At 61.4% G+C, this 18,071-nt stretch carries 13 protein-coding genes; 6 read left to right on the plus strand and 7 right to left on the minus strand.

Going from position 1 to position 18,071, the window contains the following annotated elements:
• The 3 genes from P9L99_01930 to P9L99_01940 all read right to left on the minus strand — a co-directional run.
• Positions 1-1,507: glycosyltransferase (locus P9L99_01930; protein ID MDP8222095.1), on the minus strand; the 1,507-nt coding region annotated here is incomplete at its 3' end.
• Positions 1,507-2,259 (minus strand): hypothetical protein, encoded by a 753-nt coding sequence (locus P9L99_01935; GenBank protein MDP8222096.1) that lies wholly within the window; start codon positions 2,257-2,259, stop codon positions 1,507-1,509. The genes P9L99_01935 and P9L99_01930, both read right to left, overlap by 1 nt.
• A 15-nt stretch (positions 2,260-2,274) precedes the next feature.
• A complete protein-coding gene (locus tag P9L99_01940) occupies positions 2,275-3,399 on the minus strand; it encodes a methyltransferase domain-containing protein (GenBank protein MDP8222097.1) in 1,125 nt (374 codons plus the stop codon).
• Between the two features lie 195 nt (positions 3,400-3,594).
• Between P9L99_01940 and P9L99_01945 the strand changes: the two genes are divergently transcribed.
• Positions 3,595-5,319, plus strand: a complete 1,725-nt coding sequence (locus tag P9L99_01945; GenBank protein ID MDP8222098.1) for a radical SAM protein — start codon at positions 3,595-3,597, stop codon at positions 5,317-5,319.
• A gap of 4 nt (positions 5,320-5,323) precedes the next feature.
• On the opposite strand, the gene P9L99_01950 is transcribed toward P9L99_01945, so the two are convergent.
• Both P9L99_01950 and P9L99_01955 read right to left on the minus strand, forming a co-directional pair.
• Positions 5,324-8,944, minus strand: a complete 3,621-nt coding sequence (locus P9L99_01950; protein MDP8222099.1) for a glycosyltransferase — start codon at positions 8,942-8,944, stop codon at positions 5,324-5,326.
• A gap of 68 nt (positions 8,945-9,012) precedes the next feature.
• On the minus strand, positions 9,013-9,702 hold the full coding sequence (locus P9L99_01955; protein ID MDP8222100.1) for a hypothetical protein: 690 nt from the start codon (positions 9,700-9,702) through the stop codon (positions 9,013-9,015).
• A gap of 192 nt (positions 9,703-9,894) precedes the next feature.
• Between P9L99_01955 and P9L99_01960 the strand changes: the two genes are divergently transcribed.
• The 4 genes from P9L99_01960 (at position 9,895) to P9L99_01975 (ending at position 13,552) form a co-directional block, all read left to right on the plus strand.
• Entirely contained in the window at positions 9,895-11,154 is a 1,260-nt protein-coding gene (locus P9L99_01960; protein ID MDP8222101.1) for an OFA family MFS transporter, read from the plus strand.
• Between the two features lie 135 nt (positions 11,155-11,289).
• A complete protein-coding gene (locus P9L99_01965; GenBank protein ID MDP8222102.1) occupies positions 11,290-12,483 on the plus strand; it encodes an MFS transporter in 1,194 nt (397 codons plus the stop codon).
• A 64-nt stretch (positions 12,484-12,547) separates the two neighbouring features.
• Positions 12,548-12,982, plus strand: coding sequence for a hypothetical protein (locus P9L99_01970; protein ID MDP8222103.1), 435 nt, complete (start codon positions 12,548-12,550; stop codon positions 12,980-12,982).
• A 192-nt stretch (positions 12,983-13,174) separates the two neighbouring features.
• Positions 13,175-13,552 (plus strand): cytidine deaminase, encoded by a 378-nt coding sequence (locus tag P9L99_01975; GenBank protein MDP8222104.1) that lies wholly within the window; start codon positions 13,175-13,177, stop codon positions 13,550-13,552.
• 132 nt (positions 13,553-13,684) lie between these two features.
• Here P9L99_01975 and P9L99_01980 read toward each other — a convergent pair whose 3' ends face one another.
• Positions 13,685-14,218, minus strand: coding sequence for a DUF5610 domain-containing protein (locus P9L99_01980; GenBank protein ID MDP8222105.1), 534 nt, complete (start codon positions 14,216-14,218; stop codon positions 13,685-13,687).
• Positions 14,219-14,335: 117 nt separating this feature from the next.
• On the opposite strand from P9L99_01980, the gene P9L99_01985 reads away from it, so the two are divergent.
• Complete coding sequence (locus P9L99_01985) at positions 14,336-17,035, plus strand: 1-acyl-sn-glycerol-3-phosphate acyltransferase (GenBank protein ID MDP8222106.1); 2,700 nt, start codon at positions 14,336-14,338, stop codon at positions 17,033-17,035.
• Between the two features lie 45 nt (positions 17,036-17,080).
• On the opposite strand, the gene P9L99_01990 is transcribed toward P9L99_01985, so the two are convergent.
• Positions 17,081-18,031 carry an RNA polymerase factor sigma-32 gene (locus P9L99_01990; protein MDP8222107.1) on the minus strand — a complete coding sequence of 317 codons (951 nt, stop codon included), beginning with the start codon at positions 18,029-18,031 and terminating at the stop codon, positions 17,081-17,083.
• Positions 18,032-18,071: the final 40 nt, after the last annotated feature.

Genomic DNA, 18,071 nt, shown 5'->3' on the forward strand with positions numbered 1-18,071 from the left:
GCGGCCGCACCGGCACGCGCAAAATGCGGCTGCCGATCGCATCGGGGCTTTCATCCAGAATCGCCACGATGTCCACGCCGACGATGTCCACGCTGCCCAGCAGTTTGAGGGTGTGCCGGCCGGCGCCGAACAGCGCGATGCGGTAAAGACCACGATCGGCGAGCTGCTGGAACACACGTTGCACGCGCCGCACGAGCGTGCTTTCCAGGTACACCTCCTCGGTGAACAGAAGGGTCTCGACCAGGTCCCGCGCCTCGAGCCGCCACACCTCATCGACCTGCGCCGACGCTTCCCGGTACACGGCCTCGAAACGCTCGGCATCCTGGGAAATCGTTCGCAGGTTATGCGCTCCGGCGGTGACGCGCTCGCGCAGTTCCGGTGAGGTGGCCAGTTCGATGATTTTCGCGGTCAGGTCGGCCACGTTGCGCGATTGGAACACGAGGCCGTTTTGGCCGTGGGTGATCAGATTCGTCATGCCCTCGCCGTCGGCGCAGATCACGGGCGTACCCAGCGTCAGCGCCTCCAGGATGCTCACCGGCGAGTTTTCCGGCCAGATCGACGGCACGACCATCGCGTCGATTTCGGCATGCACCGTCCCGACCTGCTCCGGCGAGAAGCGGCCGCGTACGACCACGTTGGGCAGGCGTTCGGCTTGGGCGGCGATTTCCTGCCCGTAGATATCCTCGTTCCACACTTCCTGCTCGCCGTAGAGGTGCAGTTCCACGGGTAGTGTGGGGTCCAGTTGCTCCATCGCGTCCAGCAGCACGTCGATGCCCTTGATGCGGTTCCAGCGACCGACGAAGGCCAGGCGCAGCACGTCGCTTGCCGTCTTGGGCCGCCGCTCCTGCACGAGGCCGTCGGGAACGCCGTAGGGAAAAACCTCGACACTCTTCGGCGACGCGCCGAGCGATTCGATCTGCCGGCCGAGCAGCGGGCACGGGCAATGGTGAAAGGCATAGCCGCGCGCCAGCAGGGAATACATCTTGCGGCGCAAGCGTTCGACCATGCGCCATTGCTCGTCGGTCAGGTCCCAGTAACACTCGGTGCACACCGCGGCGGGCGGGCCCTGGCACGAAGCGTTATCGGTCTTGCGCAGCAGGTGGCCTTCCCGGCACGTCCAGATGAAATCGACGTGCGTGCCCACGACGGGAATGCCCAGTTCCAGCGCCGCGAAGGCAAAGGGCATCATGAACCACGCGTTGGTCACGTGGATCACATCCGGTTTTTCTTTCGCCAGAAATTCCCGCGCCAGGTTGTGCAACGACGAATAGAACTGCAGCGCGTAAAAAGGCGGCGGGCGAAAGTCGAAGGTGTGGCTTAGCCGATGCACTTTGACGCCCTGGTACGTGTCGACGGCGTCCGCCCCGGATCGCTGCTTCATGTCGAGCGCCGCGACCGACACGTCGTGACCGCGGGCGATCAGTTCCTGGGCCAGGTTTTGGGTGTACACTTCAGCCCCGCCGAACAGATCCGGCAGGTAGCCGGTGATCACGAATTGGATTTTCATCAGCCGCCGTCCTCGGAAAGAAACTTTTCAAAACGCGTGCCGCGAAAACGCGCCTCGATTTCGTCGTAATTGGTCAGGGCGCTTTTCAGGTCGTCATCGATGATTTTCACTTGTTCCGTGGCGATTTTTTCCAGCGGCGGCACGCCCATAAAATCCAGCGCGCGGTTCACCGTGCCCAGCGTGTCGCGCAGCATTTCCTCGTAGGTGATGGGGAACACCGGCGCGTCGAGCGAGGCGATGAATTCGGCCAACTCGGCGGTTTCGCGTTCGCCGTCGAGCACGAAGTGCCACAAGGTCTCGGGTTTCACGGCCGTCGGGCCGGGCCGTGTTTTTTTGTCGGTGAGGTGATGCGCGGTTTTGTCGCGCACTTTCATCAGGTGATCGGCCATCCACATCGACAGCCCTTTTTTGATCAGGTTCGAGCGGTAAATGTGCAACACCCGCACGTTCATTTCGCTGATGAACCGCCGCAACAACGCCTTGTCCTGCACGTGGATGATGCGCGAGGTGTACCCGCCGACTTTCTTCGCCGGCTGCCGCACGACCCAACCGTCCAGGCGCACCGGCAGCGTCCCGAGAAACATGAGCATCCGCTGCGTGTACTCGTCGTGCGTTTCCATGTTGTCCGGATTGAACATGATCTCCGTGTTCAACAACACGTCCGGATGCCGGTTGACGATCGAATTGAACCACGCGCTGCCGCAACGCCCCGTCATCAGCGAAATCACCTTCGTCCAACCCTCAAATTTCATCCGATCGTCCTTTGTTCAAGAAATTTTTCGTACGAAAAACTGACCCACCATGATTACGACTTCGTCACGATGATAGCCGCGCGCGGCCAGCTTCGCGCCGATCTCCGGCGTCCACTGTTCGGCCCCGAGTTCGACGCGAAGAAGGTGCAGGATCTCAAAATGCTCCGCGAGCGCCCGGCGGAAATCGGCCTCACGCCAACCGTTCAAGTCTTGGGGCGGCGCGGCGTCGTCCAACAAGTGAGCCCACGGTTCGTCCCCCGGTGGCAGTTCGACCGGGTCGGCGTAGTACCCCGCGTCTGCCGGATGGAAGCCGTTGATGGAAGTCCAATAGTGGACGCTGTGCCACGCGCATCCTCCCGGCGCCGTAACCCGATGCAATTCGGCAAGTACGCCGGACATGTCACTGACGTGTTCCAGCACGGAGTTGGAGACAATCAGGTCAAAGACGCCGTCGGCGAAGGGCAGTTGCCGACCGTCGTATTGCATGGCTTCGACTTGCTCCACCGGTACCGGTTGTCCGAGCAATTCAGCGGCAGCCGCGAGCCACCAGCGATGGCGGTCGCTCATCCATCGCGGATCTTTCACGAGCGCAATAGTGTCCACGGCCGCGGCCCGCATGCCCCGCGCCGCCGCCATCGATGCGAAGGGAAAATGCTCGCCGCAACCGAAATCCAATATCGCTTCAAATTTGTCCCGGCCGAGAATTCGGTGCGCCATGTCGGCGATCTGATCAAGCCCGCGCTGCGTCATCCAAGGTTTGTGGGTGGCCGTCCAGTGGCGAAACAAATCTTCGTCGCGAATCGCCGGCACCCGCGCGATCTCCACCGTCGGCGCGAGTTCCCCGGCTTGCTGGGCCTGGGTGACGTTATACAGAAGCTGCTCTTGGAAGGAATCGGTCGCGATGACCAGGTGCGTGAAATCCCATGCGGCGGCTTCGCGCAGCGGCGCCAGCGGTTTGCCCGGCCAGGGAGATTGCGCAACGGCGTTGTCGTCGGCAAACCCCACGCAGCGGCGGTCCCGGGTTTCGAACTCGACGAGATCGGCTGCGGCGAGGCGCCTTCGCGTATACTGCCCCGCGCCGTAGAGCACATAGCGCGCTCCAACCGGCAGTTTGTCGATGGTTTCCAGCAATTCGTTCACGCGTCACACGCCTTGGTTGTGCCTGCGTTATCGGTCGATTCCTGTTGAAACATGAGGCCGACCCGCAATCGGCTGTCTGCCGTTATCCGGTCACGAAAAATCGTCGGCACCACGTTAAAAGCTTCGGCGGTTGTGGTAACCCATTTGCTTGATGATTGCGTCCGGTTGGCCGATACTACAAAAAAACGAGGGGCCATGCGAGTAACCCTGATCAATCCGACAATTCGCGCCGAAGAACGGCCGTTCTTTTTCCCATACGGTCTCGGCGTGATCGCCGCCTGCCTCCGCGACGCCGGGCATCACGTCACGGTGTACGACCAAAACGTGTTTCGCACGTCCAACGAACAGGTCGTCGCAACGTTGCGGGAAAGCCCGCCACCGGATGTGCTGGCCGTCGGCGGCCTGATTTCCACCTACGGCCATTTGCGGCAGTTGCTGCCGTTGATCCGTGAAGCCTTCCCCGATGTGCCGCTGGTGTTGGGTGGCGGTGTGACGGTGCGCCCGGATGTCGTGTTCGCGCGCCTGCCGGTGGATGTATGTGTTGTGGTTGAAGGCGAGCACACGATGCTGGAATTGTGCGCCGCGTTCGCTGAAGGTGGTCGCACCTTCGAAAAAGTGCCGGGCATTGTTTTTCGACGCGACGGCAAGCTGGTGTGGTCCGAGCCGCGCCCGCTGGAGCGCAACCTCGATGTCTTTCCATTTCCGGCCTACGAATTGTTCCCAACCGAGACGTACTTGGAAGCCAACGCCCTCAGCGGTTTCACGGGCCTGGATGTCGGCCAGAAGCGCTGCGCCACGTTGGCGTGGAGCCGCGGCTGTGTGAACGAATGCACGTTCTGTTGGCGCATGTGCGGTCGTACGATTCGTTTTCGCTCGCTCGACTTGCTGATGGACGAACTCGTTTTCCTGCGCCGCGAATATGGCGCCGACAGTTATTTTTTTACTGACGAATGCATCAACGCCAGCCCGCGCCTAGCGCGCGATTTGGCGCGCATGTTGATCGAACGTGACCTGGTTGCCCCGTGGTACAGTTGCGCCCGCGTCACGAATTTCGATGATGACCTCGCCGCCGAGTTGGCTCGTTCCGGCTGTGTGGGGTTAACCTTCGGCATGGAAAGCGGCAGCCCGAAAATCCTTGCCGAAATGAAAAAAAACGCGACGCCACAACACGCGACCCAGGCGCTGGCCGCCTGCCACCGGCACGGCATTATTCCCCTGTGTCCGTTCATCATCGGCATGCCGAGCGAAACGGAAGAAACCCTCCGGGAGACCATCCACTTCATCAAAGAAAACCGCATCGAGTTCTTCACCTTCTACTTCGCGACTCCGTTTCCGGGTTCCGAACTCTTCGATTGGCCCGACACCCAGCGACGGATTCGCGAGAAATTCGGTACCGTCGAAAGCTTTTTCGAAGCGGTTGGTTGTTTGGAGACTTTGACCCTCAACCTCACGAAATTCACCGATGAAGAATTGATACAGTGGCAAAACGACGCCACGCTGTGGGCGCAGCCGGTCTATGACCGGCCCTACGTCGCCATTCCCGAGGCGCTCACGCCGCGTCGAGCGTTGCAGCCGGTCCTGGCCCGCGCCGCCGAGGAAGGTTGGCGGCAGGTGGCGCTGTACGGGGCCGGTCTACACACACAGCGTGTTTTGGAGGAAGTCGATTTCGGCGCGCTGAACGTGGCGGCGATCATCGAGGACAACGAGACGCGCTGGGGCGAGTCGCTCTGCGGCGTGCCGATCATCAGCCCGGCGGATGCGCTCGCGATGCAACTCGACGCGGTGATCTTGAGTTCGGACCGCTTCGAATCGATCTTGGAGAAAAAAGCCGCGCCGCTGCAGCAGGCCGGTGTGCCCGTGCTGCGTTTGTACGGCCAACATGCGCCGTCCGAAGCCGTCGACGCGCTGATCGACGACTGAGCCCCTACTCTTTCACCCGCAAACCAAGCAAACAGCCGTGCCGATCGTCCGCCGTGTAGATCGTCCCGCCCAGCGCGGCCACGCCCGCCAAGTGCCACGGCACGAAATCGCCGAACACCGCCGCCTCCCAAGTGGGTCGCCCCGCCGAATCGTACTGCGCGATTCGATATGGCCCGGCGTGCAGACACAGCAAACCATCTTGCCCCGGCGCGACGTCAAGGACGGGCCCCACAAGCTTACCGGCTTGCCCCGCCTCGCCCGCTTCGGTAACGCGCACGACTTCATCTCCCGTCGCCAGCAAAAAATCTTCACCCGTCCAGCGGATCAGTGCGGATTCGGCGGAAGACACCGGGTGTGACAAGCGCCGCCAATCGCCCTCCGGCGAGCGATGCCACAGGCAGCCGTGAAAGGAATCGGCGATGACCACGGCACCGGCCGGGCTCACCGCGAAATTAGCCGCGACGCCGAAGCCTTCCGGTAACGACCAGTGCTCGGCTGCGCCGCCCTCCCGGTCCAACACGATGACCTCCCGGCTGCTCCACGAAGCCGCCACCGCTTGTGAGCCGGTCGACGCCAACGCGAACTCCGGGTGCCACGAGCTTGTCGCCGCCGCGTCGGGTAACTCCCACCGCCGCGTCGCCGGATCAAAAAACGCCAAACCCGCCGGAGCCGCCGGGCAGGAAAACGCTAGATAGTCGCCGCACGTCACCAGTTGCCGCACGCGCATCACGCCGCGCGGCAGCGACGGCAGCGGAATCTGTTCCACCGTGAAACGCGCCTCGCCGTTCCACTTGCGCCACGTCGCGCCGTTTTCCAGCGCGGCCTCGGCCAACGCGCGATAACCGGTCGCCGCTTCGTGAAGCCGCGGATTGTCAAACGCCGCCTCATGCGCCGTCCATTCGACGACGCTCTTCCACTCGCGGGCCGCCGCATGACCGCGCGCCCGCAGCGTGGCCGCAACCTGCCAGGCCGAAGAATCCGGCCCGAGTTCCGGCAAGCCGCCCAACGCGCCTTCGATATCACCGCGCGACGATTGCGACCAGGCGCGAAGCACCTGCGCGTACCGCAACTCTGCCGGCGGGGCGCTCTCGGAAACGAATCGCGTCAACAGCGCCTCGGCGTGATCCAAGTCGCCGCTCAAGATCGCATGGCTCGCCGCCGCAATCACCGGCCACGGATTTTGCGCCGCCACCCTTTGCACGGCTTTCTCCAAGGCCTGCCCGGCGGCCATCGGATACCGCAGCCGACCCAATTCCGCCGCGTCGGTAAAGGCGATGTGGTCCTCGTGCGACCAGCGTTTGGTGTGCGCGCCGCGCAATCGGCAGCGAGCGTCGATGTCATCCTCGTGCAGCCTGTGGCGCAACAATGGAAGACTGCATGCGTGCTCGGCCCGCAGTTGCGCAGCCTCGTCGGTGTGACCCGCCGGCGGCGTCAACCCGGCAAGGGCGAGACGGTGGGCCAGCTCGTAGGCCGTATCGCGCTGCCGCCACGCGAGAAGTAGTTCGTGAACGACCGCCGCCGTTTCCGGCTTTGCGGCAAGCGCTTTTCCCAGGTTCGCGGCGAGTTTCTCCACATCACCCGGCGCGAGGAGATCCTCCCACGCGTCCGAGCCCCATTGACGACCGTACTCGTCCCACGATTCCAAGGCGTCCCCGGCGCCCTCGGGCAGGTGACCGGCCGCGATCGCCGACTCGATCAGCACGTGCAGGCCGAAGCGCACCGGATCCAGGGCGAAGCGTTCGACGAGCTTCGCGGTAGCGTTTTCCGTCGCCGCGCTCGGCAGTGTTTCGTCGCGGATGGTTTCCATCAGGCGCAGCAACGCGAAATGCGTAAACGACACCCGCAAGCCTTTTTCGTACGTCGCCCACCGGCGGATGCGTTGCCGGTTTCGTGCGACGACTTCCCGCCGCGTTTCCGGTCGATCGCGGAACGCTGCGATCTTCTCCAGCAACTGTTCCCGCGTCGCGAAAAAGCACTCGTCCAATTCCAGCAACCCGAGGCTCCGCGTCTCGCGCACGAGAAAAAACGCCCCGGCCAGTAAGCCGTCGACGATGCGCGGGTGCTCCAGGTTGTACTGGTTGACGTGCAGGTGAATCGGCGCGGCGCGGTAGATCGCGGCCAGCTCCGGGCCGTTGTCCGCCACTCCCTTGGCGAAGCGGGCCAGCCGCGGATGCTTCTCCCAACCGCGCCCGTACAACGCGAGCTTGTACCCGGCCGCCGCGGCCCATTCCAAGGGTTGATGCCGCAACATGAGGTTGATCAAGCGGTCGTACACATCGATGGTGAACACCAACGGTCGCGCCAACGTCACACCGGCCTCGGCCAGAATTTTTTCCGTCCATTGCCGAAACGCGAAGGAGTCGGCGAACATCCGGCCGTCGCGGTCCAGTTCCAGCGCCCGTGCGTAGATGCGGTCGATCACCGGCCCGAGCCGCGGTTCCAACGCGATCCATTTGCCGCGCAACGAGGTGTACGCCGCCTCGTGCGACTGCGAAAGATTGCTGACGAAACACACGTCGCAGGCGAAATCTCGACCTTCCTCGTCCGACTCCGGCGCATAGGTTTCCGGGCTGCTCCAGGCGGGCAACAACACGCACTGCCGCTTCTCATGCCGCACCAGGTTGGCCACGCAGCCCACGAACAGATCGCGCGGCACGGCCTGCGCCGCCGCCTCCGGCGTCATCAAATCCTGCATGTAATCCTGCAAAAACGCGAAAAAGGGCAGCGCGGCGGGGTACAGGCCCGGCGACTCATGCCGCGTGTGGTCGATCATCATCACGCCGTGCGGCTGGAACTCCGCGAGGGCGCGAAGCTGCAGCGGGCCGGTCATGCGGTCGACAACCGATTGCTCTTCCAGCACGAGCACCGAGGCGCCCATCGTTTCCAGCGCCCGGCGAAGGTCGCGAATCGAATGCTGGACGAAGTACGACAACTTGTTGCTCACGAGGATAAATCGCAGCTTCTCGGGCGTGAAATAAACTTGCGCCAGCTTCTCCGGCGTCAACTCATCGAGGTAGGCTTGGATTTGCCGCTTCCACTCGCCCACGCGGTTCGACAATTCCTGCACGATCGTCTGCAGCACGGCCAGAACGCGGCGGGCCTGTTCCTGCGATCCCAACGGAACGACTTGCTGCGGCGGCGGCTTGCCCAGATCTTCCGTGAAAAACGTCACAGCGCGTGCGGGAGCGTCGGGCCCGACGAAGAAAAAGAGATTGCCGGCCTCGATTAACTCGCGCCAATCATGCGCCGCCAGGGCCAGGCGAAAAATATCGAAACTTTCTTCGAAGACGTACACGCCCCGCGCCGCCTCGTAGTCCGTCCGACGCAGGCGTGAGATCATCTCGCGCACTTCATACCCGGCCCGCAGGCCGGAAAAACAAAGCGGTTCTTTGCCCGCCACGAGCGCCTCGCGCTGATCGGCGAATTGCGCCGCCAGCGCCGCCGCCTGTTTCGGCTGGCTGAGCGCGACGGGCTGCGCGCCGCCGGTCCGCAACACGACGAGGCTGCCGTCGGAAGTCTGCGCCAATTGGTAGGAGGGGTCGCGCGGCGCGGCCAGCAGGCGTTTGACAAGTTCGCCCTGATGCCGCTGCAAAGCAGTCAAATTGCGCTCGAGGTGCTCGCTCACCATCACGCCTTTCGTCGGGGAAACAACGGGCAGAATATCACAGGATGTCGCATTCGGCGGACGCTTCTTTAGTCGAAGGCTCGTTTGCCGGGGCCGAAAATCCGCCCTTCGGCCGCCAGATTCGCCAACACGCGCAGATAACACCACACGACCGCAGCCAGCGCCGGAATCGTGATCCACCACCGCGGCCCCAAACCGCCGACCATCGCCAGCCATACGAGACACAAGAAGCCGGGCATCACGAACATGCCGATGATCGTCACCGGTATCATCCTTGGGTATTCCGGGTCGCTCAGGAGAAGCCGCCCGGCGCGGTTCCAATGCAGCTTGCTTTCGCCCGGCGGCGCTTGCGGGTCCCTCGCCCCGAGCTTGCCCGCGGTGAAAAATAGAATCCACACCGCCACTTCCAACCCCAGCAGCAACAGCAAGCCGGTCGACGCCAACCAAGCGTGAAAGCCGCCGCCCCACGACGCGACCAAGCCGGCCAATGGCGCCACGAGCACGAGACCGCCGACCGTGCGCGCTCGCTCGGGGAAATATTCCAGATGCAGCACGATGGCGAAAACCAGGTAGCCCAGATACGTCGCGCCGAACAGCACCCATGCCGCAAAACGCATGCCGCCGCTGGTCGAGGCTTCGCTCAAGGCCCGCGACACCCAGGGGATGGCGGCCAGCGGCAGCAACACGTGCATCGCCGCGCTGAGGGTGTCGGCGCGCGAAATCCACGGGTTCGGTTCGTATTTCGTATATCCGGCCATGCGGAAATAATGAACATCCTTGGACAAATGAGCAATGGGGGCGGAAAAGCAAAATAACTGAATGAGGCGCCATTCATTGGCTTGACGTGCGGCCTCGTCCTCTGCTAGGATTTGCCGATTTCCAAACAGGGTTGAAATGTGAAATTGACTCACATGCTATAAATACAAGCTTTTCTTGGGAGGTTCTCGTCCATGAGCGAAAAAGTCCAAAACCGCTGGTTAGTCGTTGTCGGAGCGATCTTGATCCAGCTCTGCCTCGGCGCAATTTACGCCTGGTCCGTGTTTACCAAGCCGCTGGTCGAGGCGGGCTGGTCCAAAACCCAAACGCAACTCGTTTTCTCGGCCGGTCTGGCGCTGTTCGCGGTCGTGATGGTGGCGGCCGGGCGCGCGATGCCTAAGGTCGGCCCACAAAAACTCACCTTCGCCAGCGCCATCGTGCTCGGCTTGGGTTATGTGCTGGCCGGTTTGTTCGGCGGCACGAGTTTTTGGGCGATTTTCCTACTCGTGGGCGTCGTGGGCGGCGCGGGCATCGGCCTGGGCTACGTCGTGCCGATCGCCGTGGGCATGCGCTGGTTCCCGGACAAAAAAGGAATGATCACGGGTCTGGCCGTGGCCGGTTTCGGTTTCGGCGCCATGTTGTGGGTCAAACTGGCCGGCGCGTGGGGCCACTTGATTGAGACCATGGGCCTGTCCACGACCTTCCTGATCTACGGCATCATCTTCGCCGCCGCCGTTTTCCTCGGCGGTATCTGGATGAAATTCCCGCCCGAAGGCTGGCTGCCGGAAGGTTACGAGCCGCCCAAAGCCACCGGCGGCGCCGCGCCTGCCGCGGGTACGGTCGATTTCACCGCGGGCCAAATGCTCTCTACGCCGCAGTTCTACATGATTCTTTTGACCTTCGCCTTCGGCGCCAGCGCCGGCCTGATGAGCATCGGCCTGATGAAACTTTGGCCGACGCAAGCACTCATGGCGGGCGGCATGGACGAAGTCGCTGCCAGCGCCATCGCGGGTACGGCCATGGCCGTGTTTTTCTCGCTGGCCAACGGCATCGGCCGCATCGCTTGGGGTACGGTCAGCGACAAGCTCGGCGCGAAATTGTCGATCATCCTGATGACCGCCACCCAGGGCGTGTTCGTCATTCTGTTCCAGTGGATGGCCGGAAACGAATACTCGCTCTACCTGTTCGCCACGCTGATCGGCTTCAATTTCGGCGGCAACTTCGCTCTGTTCCCGATGATCACCGCGGGCACCTTCGGCGTCAAAAACGTCGGCCAGAACTACGGTTGGGTGTTCCTCGCCTACGGCGTGGGCGGTATCTTCGGACCCATCTTGGGCGGCAAACTCGGCGACCTGGACAAGTTCCCCCTCGCCTTCACCATCTGCGGCATCCTTTGCCTCGTGGCCGCGGGCATCATTGCCCTGGTCAAAGCGCCGTCGAAGGCCCCTGCATAACCGTTACGTAACCGGATATCACCCAAGGCCGCCTGAACGGGCGGCCTTTTTTTTGTCGTTTTGCGGCGTGGCGGCGGTTTCAGTTGCCGGGAGACAACCGGTGTCTTATACTCACACTCTGAATTTGGAGACATGGTGGATAATCCCATTCGCGAAAAAACGAAAGTATTGATTGGCGTTTGCGCCGTGCAAGCGGCGGTCGGCGCGATTCACGCGTGGCCTGTTTTCGCGACGCTTTTACGCCAAGCCGGGGCGACGCCGGCGGGTACCCGGGCCGTCGGCACCGCGATGAATGTAATGTGGTTGGCCGGGTTGTTCGTGGCCGCTTACGCGATTAAGAAACACAACGCCCAGCGTCTGCTGATGGTCGGCGGCGGGCTGGCGGCGGCGGGATACGTTCTGGCCGGCGTCTTCGGCGCGCGCGTGTTGATGAACCTGCTTTTCGTCGGCTTTTTTGCCGGCGCGGGTCTGGGAATCGCGTTCGGCGTCAGTCTCGACCGCGGCATCCGCTGGTTTTCGGATCGTCCCGGTTTGCTGCTCGGCGCGGCGTTCGCGTCGGCGGGATTCAGCGGTATGCTTTTTTCCCGGCTCGGCGGCAGCCTGCAATCGCTCGGACCTTTCTCGACGCGTCTCACGTACTTCGTTTTCGGCGGCTTGATCCTCGTGTTGCACATCGCGGGCGCTTATTTGCTGCGTTCTCCCGCAGAAGAGGAAGATGTGCCGCCCTTTTCGACCGGCGAGCTTTGGCGTTCGGCTGATTTCTTCCGGGTGGTCGTCGTGGCGGTTCTCGCCTTGGGCGCTACGGGGCTGGTGATGAAGCTGCTCAAAACGTATCCGGCGGAACAGCTAATCGCCCACGGGGACCTGCGCGATAACCAAGCGCGCATGGTGGCCGTGATCGCCATGGGGTTTTTCTTTTCCTTCGCCAACGGCATCGGCCGGTTGGTGTGGGGTCTGCTTGCCGACGCTTGGGGAGCGCGACGCGTTTTCGCCGTGTTGCTTTTCGCCCAGGCGGTCTTCACGGTGCTGTTCCTGGGCATGACGCAGAATATCTGGCTCGTCTACCTGGGCTGCGCCGTTCTTGGTTGGAACTACGGCGGCATGTATTCGTTACTTGGCACGTTCGCGGCAACACGTTTCGGCACGGCGCATTTCGCGCGCTTGTTCGCCTGGATCTTCCTCGCGTACGCGGTGCTGGACACTTTCATCGAAGCGACTCTGCTGCAGTCGATGGCGGCAGTACCGGCGCCGGCGCTGTTTACGGCCGCGGCGGTTCTCACGTTGGCGGCAGCCGGTTTGATGGCGACAGCCAAGCCGCGTCAAGCTTGACAGATATTCCCCTTTTGCCCATTGTCCCAGGTCGGTAACCTGCAAACGAGGAAAGGACCTTGTTATGAGTCACCTTTGCGAGGCGGCGGTCCTCACATGTGAAGATTTTCGGCTTCATCAACGTCGAGGCGGCGGTAATTTCATCGGCGAATTCGTCGCCGGGTTGAACGTTGATTGCGACATCATCACCCGCGCCGGCTGCGTGCAGGATTTGGTGCGGCCCCAAGCGGGATCCGATGCCTCGTTGCTGCGAGATTTGGTCGTTTCGGTCGACCTACACAAGGTCAAAACGATCTACTTCGTGGCGCACGAAAATTGTGGCGCATACGGCCATTTCGGCTTTGAAAACCGTATGTTGGAACTCGACCAACACCGCGCGGACTTGCTGGCCGCCCGCGAGGTCGTCGCCGCCCGTTTCCCGGGGGTCGAGATTCAGTTGCGGATCGCCGAACTCGAGCCCGGAACGACGGACAAATGGCGCTTGGTAATTGTGCATTGAGTGCCACAGTTTTTTCTTCGGACGCGAAAAAAATAGTGGCAAACCGGTCCAACAATCGTTATAATACTTCCAGGTATTGGCATGAAATCAGCCGTGGGGCTCGGGTTATGTTAGTGTCCTCCCCAATCCTCCCATACCGAGCCCCGCGGTTTGTTGTTTAACACCATGACACACCCCCTACCCGATTCCGAAATGCGCTCTTTGCTCTCGGCGGCTCGTCGCGCCATGAGTCATGCTCTGCCCCATGTCAGCGGATACCGCGTCGGCGCCGCCTTGCGCACGGCAACCGGCGAGGTCTTCACCGGCGTCAACGTGGAAAGCCCCAGTCTTCTACAGGTTTTTTGCGCCGAGCGCGTCGCCTTGCTCAAGGCGCTGAGCGAGGGACAAACCGCGTTCACCCACATCGCCGTGGTGGCGGAACAAAGCACCCCGGCTACGCCCTGCGGCCTGTGTCGCCAGATGCTGCATGAGTTCGCGGCGGGTATTGTGGTGGTCACCGAAGATCAGGACGGAACGCCGCTCGCCAAGCCTCTTGCCGACTACCTGCCCGAAGCCTTCGACGGCCCCTGAACCGGCTCAGTCAACGCAGACCTCGGCAGCGCCAATTAGTGACTTTGGGTGCATTTGGTCATAAAATGCGACGTTGATTAGCGGATTTGGACATGAAATCAGCGACCGTTCGGACACAAAAAGCGGCGCGTGTCACAAAATTACGTCCGCTTTGTCGCTGTTTTGCTGCGCGACGAGGTCTCTTTGTTCGGTAAAGAAGCGGTCGAGCTTCTCGAAAATCAGGTTGTGGGTTTGTTGGATCTGGCCCATCGTGTTCTCGTCGTTGATGTCCATTCCCTGCAGGATCGCCAGCGCCTCGTTGTACCCTTTGTTGACCGCATTGCCGATGAGCTTTTCGTATTTGTTGATCGCTTCGTCGTCGGAGAGCTCCGGGTGCTGTTCGCGATACGCGCCGAACATGCCGACCGCGAAACCGGCGATGGTATCGGAGACAGCATCGGGCGAGGGGTCGAATTCGTCCAGGTTGAATCCGTCCGAGACTGATTGGACGAGCGAACGCAGTTGGTCCAGCGTGTGCTTGGCGTACACGGCGAAGGGGAATCTTTCATCCCGCTGCGCCACTTTGTCGCCGGCCTGCAGCTTGGCGGGTGCTGCCAGGTCCGTTTTTTTCGCGTTGGCCGGTTGATTCGGGGCGACAGCGCCAGGGGTAATGGGATCGATCGGCATGGGACACCTCTCCAAAGAGTTGTATATGAATCATCGGCTTTTTGCCCGGTGAGCTTTAGCGTGCTTCGGGCCAAAAAAGGCCTTTGCCGCAACCCCGGGACGGGTATATGTTAAGCTATGCTTTTCAAGCGGAAACGAAAGTCCGGCGATCGCGCCACAAAACCCAGTGAGCCTCGCCACTTACGGCGTTTTTTACAGGGTTCGTTTCACCACTACAGCACCATCTTTTTCGGGCGTTTCAGCCTGTTTTTTGACCGTTTGTTTCAATTTCTTTTCGGCAAAGCGACGATCTCCGCCGCCGACCGCGAGGAAATTAGGCAAGCGGCGAGACTGGGCACGGTGGTATTCGTGCTACGCAGTCCCAGTCGGCTGGAGTACCTGCGCATGGCGTACATCCTTCGCCGCGACGGTCTGCCCTACCCGCAATTTGCGCACTACATCTCACTTTATTTATGGCAGCCGTGGCTGACGGCCTTGCGGCGCGTGGTGGGCACGGTGGTCAGTATCCTTGAGCGCCAGGGTTACCCGAACCCTTACCGCAACGGGTATGTCGAGACCTTGGTGACCGGCCACATCCCCACGCTGCTGCCCTTGCACCAGTTTCGGGGCGTGCCGCGCCGGTTTGCCCCGGGCAAGGAACGGCTCGATCCATTGCTGGAGATATCGCGCATCAGCCGAGAGAAAGGGGTGCCGATCGTCGTCGTGCCGTTGGTGTTGATTTACGGTCGCGCGCCGGATCGGGACATCAAATCGGTGGTCGACATGATCGTGGGCCCGTCGGACAACCCCGGGAGCCTGCGTCGTATTTGGCTGGGTTTGCGACACCGGCGGGCGACGTTCATCAAGGTGGCGCGGCCGCAGACTCTCGAGGATTTGGAAGAAGATGTAGCGATGAAGGTGCCTTCCCTGTTTGTCGGTCAACCGGAGGCCGACCGCGCGTATCACATACGGCAATACCTGCTCGACCGCATCGAGACCGAGCGCCGGGTTGTGCTGGGGCCGGCACGCAAGAGTCGGGACGAGATGATCGAAGCGGTGCTGCACGAACCGGATTTCGTCGCCAAATTGATGCGCTACTGCAAAGAGAACGACGAGCCCTTCATCGAAACGCGCCGTCGAGCACGGCGGTATTTGGAGGAAATGGCCGCCGACCTGAGGCCGGGCGTCGTGCGGTCTGTCGTGTTCATTCTCGATCGCATACTGGGGCGCGTGTATCCGCGTGTCGAAGTGGACATGCGGGGCCTGGAAAAGGTGCGGCGCATCACGCGTGAAATGCCGGTGGTGTTCGTGCCGTCGCACAAGAGCCACATCGACTACATCATCTTGAACTACATTTTCTACAAGAACCATATGTCGCTGCCGTTGACGGTAACCGGAGTCAATCTGAATTTCTGGCCGATCAGTTCGCTGTTTCGTGGGGCTGGCGCGCTGTACATGCGCCGGTCGTTTCGCGGCAAGCGAATTTACACGCTGTGCTTCGTGAAATATCTCGCGGCGGTGTTGCGCGAGGATTTGAGCTTGACCTTCTTCGTCGAGGGCGGTCGCAGCCGTATCGGCAAGTTGCTCCCGCCCAAGACCGGCTTCATTCAGTACCTGCTGGAGGCCGCCGCGGAGGTAGTCGACAAACCACTGGCGGTCGTGCCCGTATCGATCGGTTACGAACGGATTTTCGAAGAACGCTTCTACACCGACGAAGCGGCCGGGCGGCCCCAGGAAGGTGAAAACCTGCAGACGATGTTACGGCACCGGCGGCTGCTGACCAAGTCGCGCGGTCGCGTGTGGATCGATTTCGCGGAGCCGATCACGATGTGGGATTGGGCCGGGAAAACCCGCGGTGACGCGCCGCTGGGGGAATCGGAGGAAATTCGGCGAACGGCCAAGTCGGTCGCCCATCGGGTTGTACACGACATCAACCGACTGCAGCCGGTCACGGAGTACGCGATCGTGGCCGAAGCGCTGCTGGCCGGGGCGCGGCGCGGCATTCCCGCCGACGCCGTGAAGCGCCGCTACGATTTGATTTCCGAGCACTTGCGCGAAGAAGGGGCGCCGTTACCGACCAAACACGTCGGCGTCGAGACGATTTTGACGGCGATGGTCGCCGAAAAAGTGCTGGGCGTGGAAGAGGACGAAGAAAGCGAAGAGCCGCCCTTCTACCTGCTCGAGGAAGACCGTCGTCTGGCGCTGTCCATTTACGCGAACACGGTCGTGCCGCATCACCACTGGATTAGCCTGGTGGCGGCCACCTTGTTATCGGAAAACGACCCGCTGCCTACCGGCCGCCTGTTTGAGCGCTTTTGCTTTTTGGTCAGCTTGTTGCGCCGCGAGTTCGTGTTCGGAGCGACCCCCGAACGCACCAAGGCGGAAAACGACGCCGACTTCGACCGCACCTTGGGCGTATTCGAGGCTCGCGGCTGGGTCGGCAAGCACTCCGGCGGATACCTGCTCACCGGTGAGGGGCGTTTTGCGGCCGAGACCTTCGCGGCGGTGGTCTCGGGTTACGTGGAGAGCTACGACTTGGCGGCGCGTTCGCTGCTCAAACGCAAGAGCGAAGTGGATACGGACAAGGATTTGATCAAGTTCGTATTAAAGAAAGGCCATCGCTTATTGAGCATGGGTGAGCTGCAACACCCGGAAGCGGTTCATAAAATCATCGTGGAAACCGCGCTGCGGCATTACTCGGATCTTGGCCTGCTGCGCTCGGAATACCAGGTCGGCGAAAAGACCAAGGCCGGCACTCGGACTTACCAAGTGGCCGATTTCGTCCGTTTGCGGGAAATGGAAGACACTATGCGGATGTTCATGGGTCGCCGCAGTTAACCGACTTCACGGCAAACTCCCTCCGACTTCAATGTGAGGATTCGCTCAGACCGGCCGCAGCCCGCGTTCTTCCAGAAAAACCCTCATTTTCTGCAACAAGCGCGCTTCGAGTTGGCGTACGCGCTCCCGCGTGACACCCAGGTGGTCGCCGATTTCCTGCAGGGTCAGCGGTTCCTCGGCCAGAAGCCGGTGGTGCAGAATGAAAGCGTCCTTGTCCGAGATATCGATTTCGAACTCGGCCAAAGCTTCGCGGAAACGTTGGATTTCCTGGTGGTTACCCAGTACTTCATCCTGCCGGGTGTAGCCGCCGGGGATAAGATCGCCGACCGTGCCCTTGCCGTCTTCACCGGCCGGTGCGTCGATGGATAGATCGGGTCGGCCGAGTCGTTGTTCCATTTCGACGACGGTTTCGGCGGGCACGTCGAGACGCTCGGCGATGAGCTGCGGCGTCGGCGTATAGCCTTGAGCTTCCAGCCGTTCCTTCTCTTTTTGGAGGTTGAAAAAGAGTTTTCGCTGAGCCTGTGTCGTGCCGATCTTCACCATGCGCCAATTGTTGAGTATATAGCGCAGGATGTACGCCTTGATCCACCACGCGGCGTAGCTGGAAAGCTTGACACCCTTGTAAGGGTTGAATTTTTTGACGGCTTGCATCAAGCCGATGTTGCCTTCCTGGATCAGGTCCATCACTTGGATGAAGGCTCGCTGATACTCCATGGCGATCTTGACCACGAGGCGCAGATTGCCGGTCACGAGGTTGTAAGCCGCTTTCGGGTCGGCGTTTTCGTAATAATTGACGGCGTGCTCCAATTCCTCATCGCGCGTCAACAAGGGATATTGTCGAAGTTCGGCGAGATAGCGCTGCAACGCGCCGGCATAGACGAGACTTGCGTCTTTCGTGCTGCCCGTGGAACGCTTTTTTGCTTTGCCGGCAGCGGTTTTGCTGCTCGATTTCTCGTCGACAATTTTCGCTTCTACAGGTGCGCCGTTTCCACTCATGTTTTCTACTATCTCCATTTGGGTCTTGTTATTTTATGTT

The sequence above is a fragment of the Candidatus Lernaella stagnicola genome (assembly GCA_030765525.1).
Lineage (GTDB): Bacteria > Lernaellota > Lernaellaia > Lernaellales > Lernaellaceae > Lernaella > Lernaella stagnicola.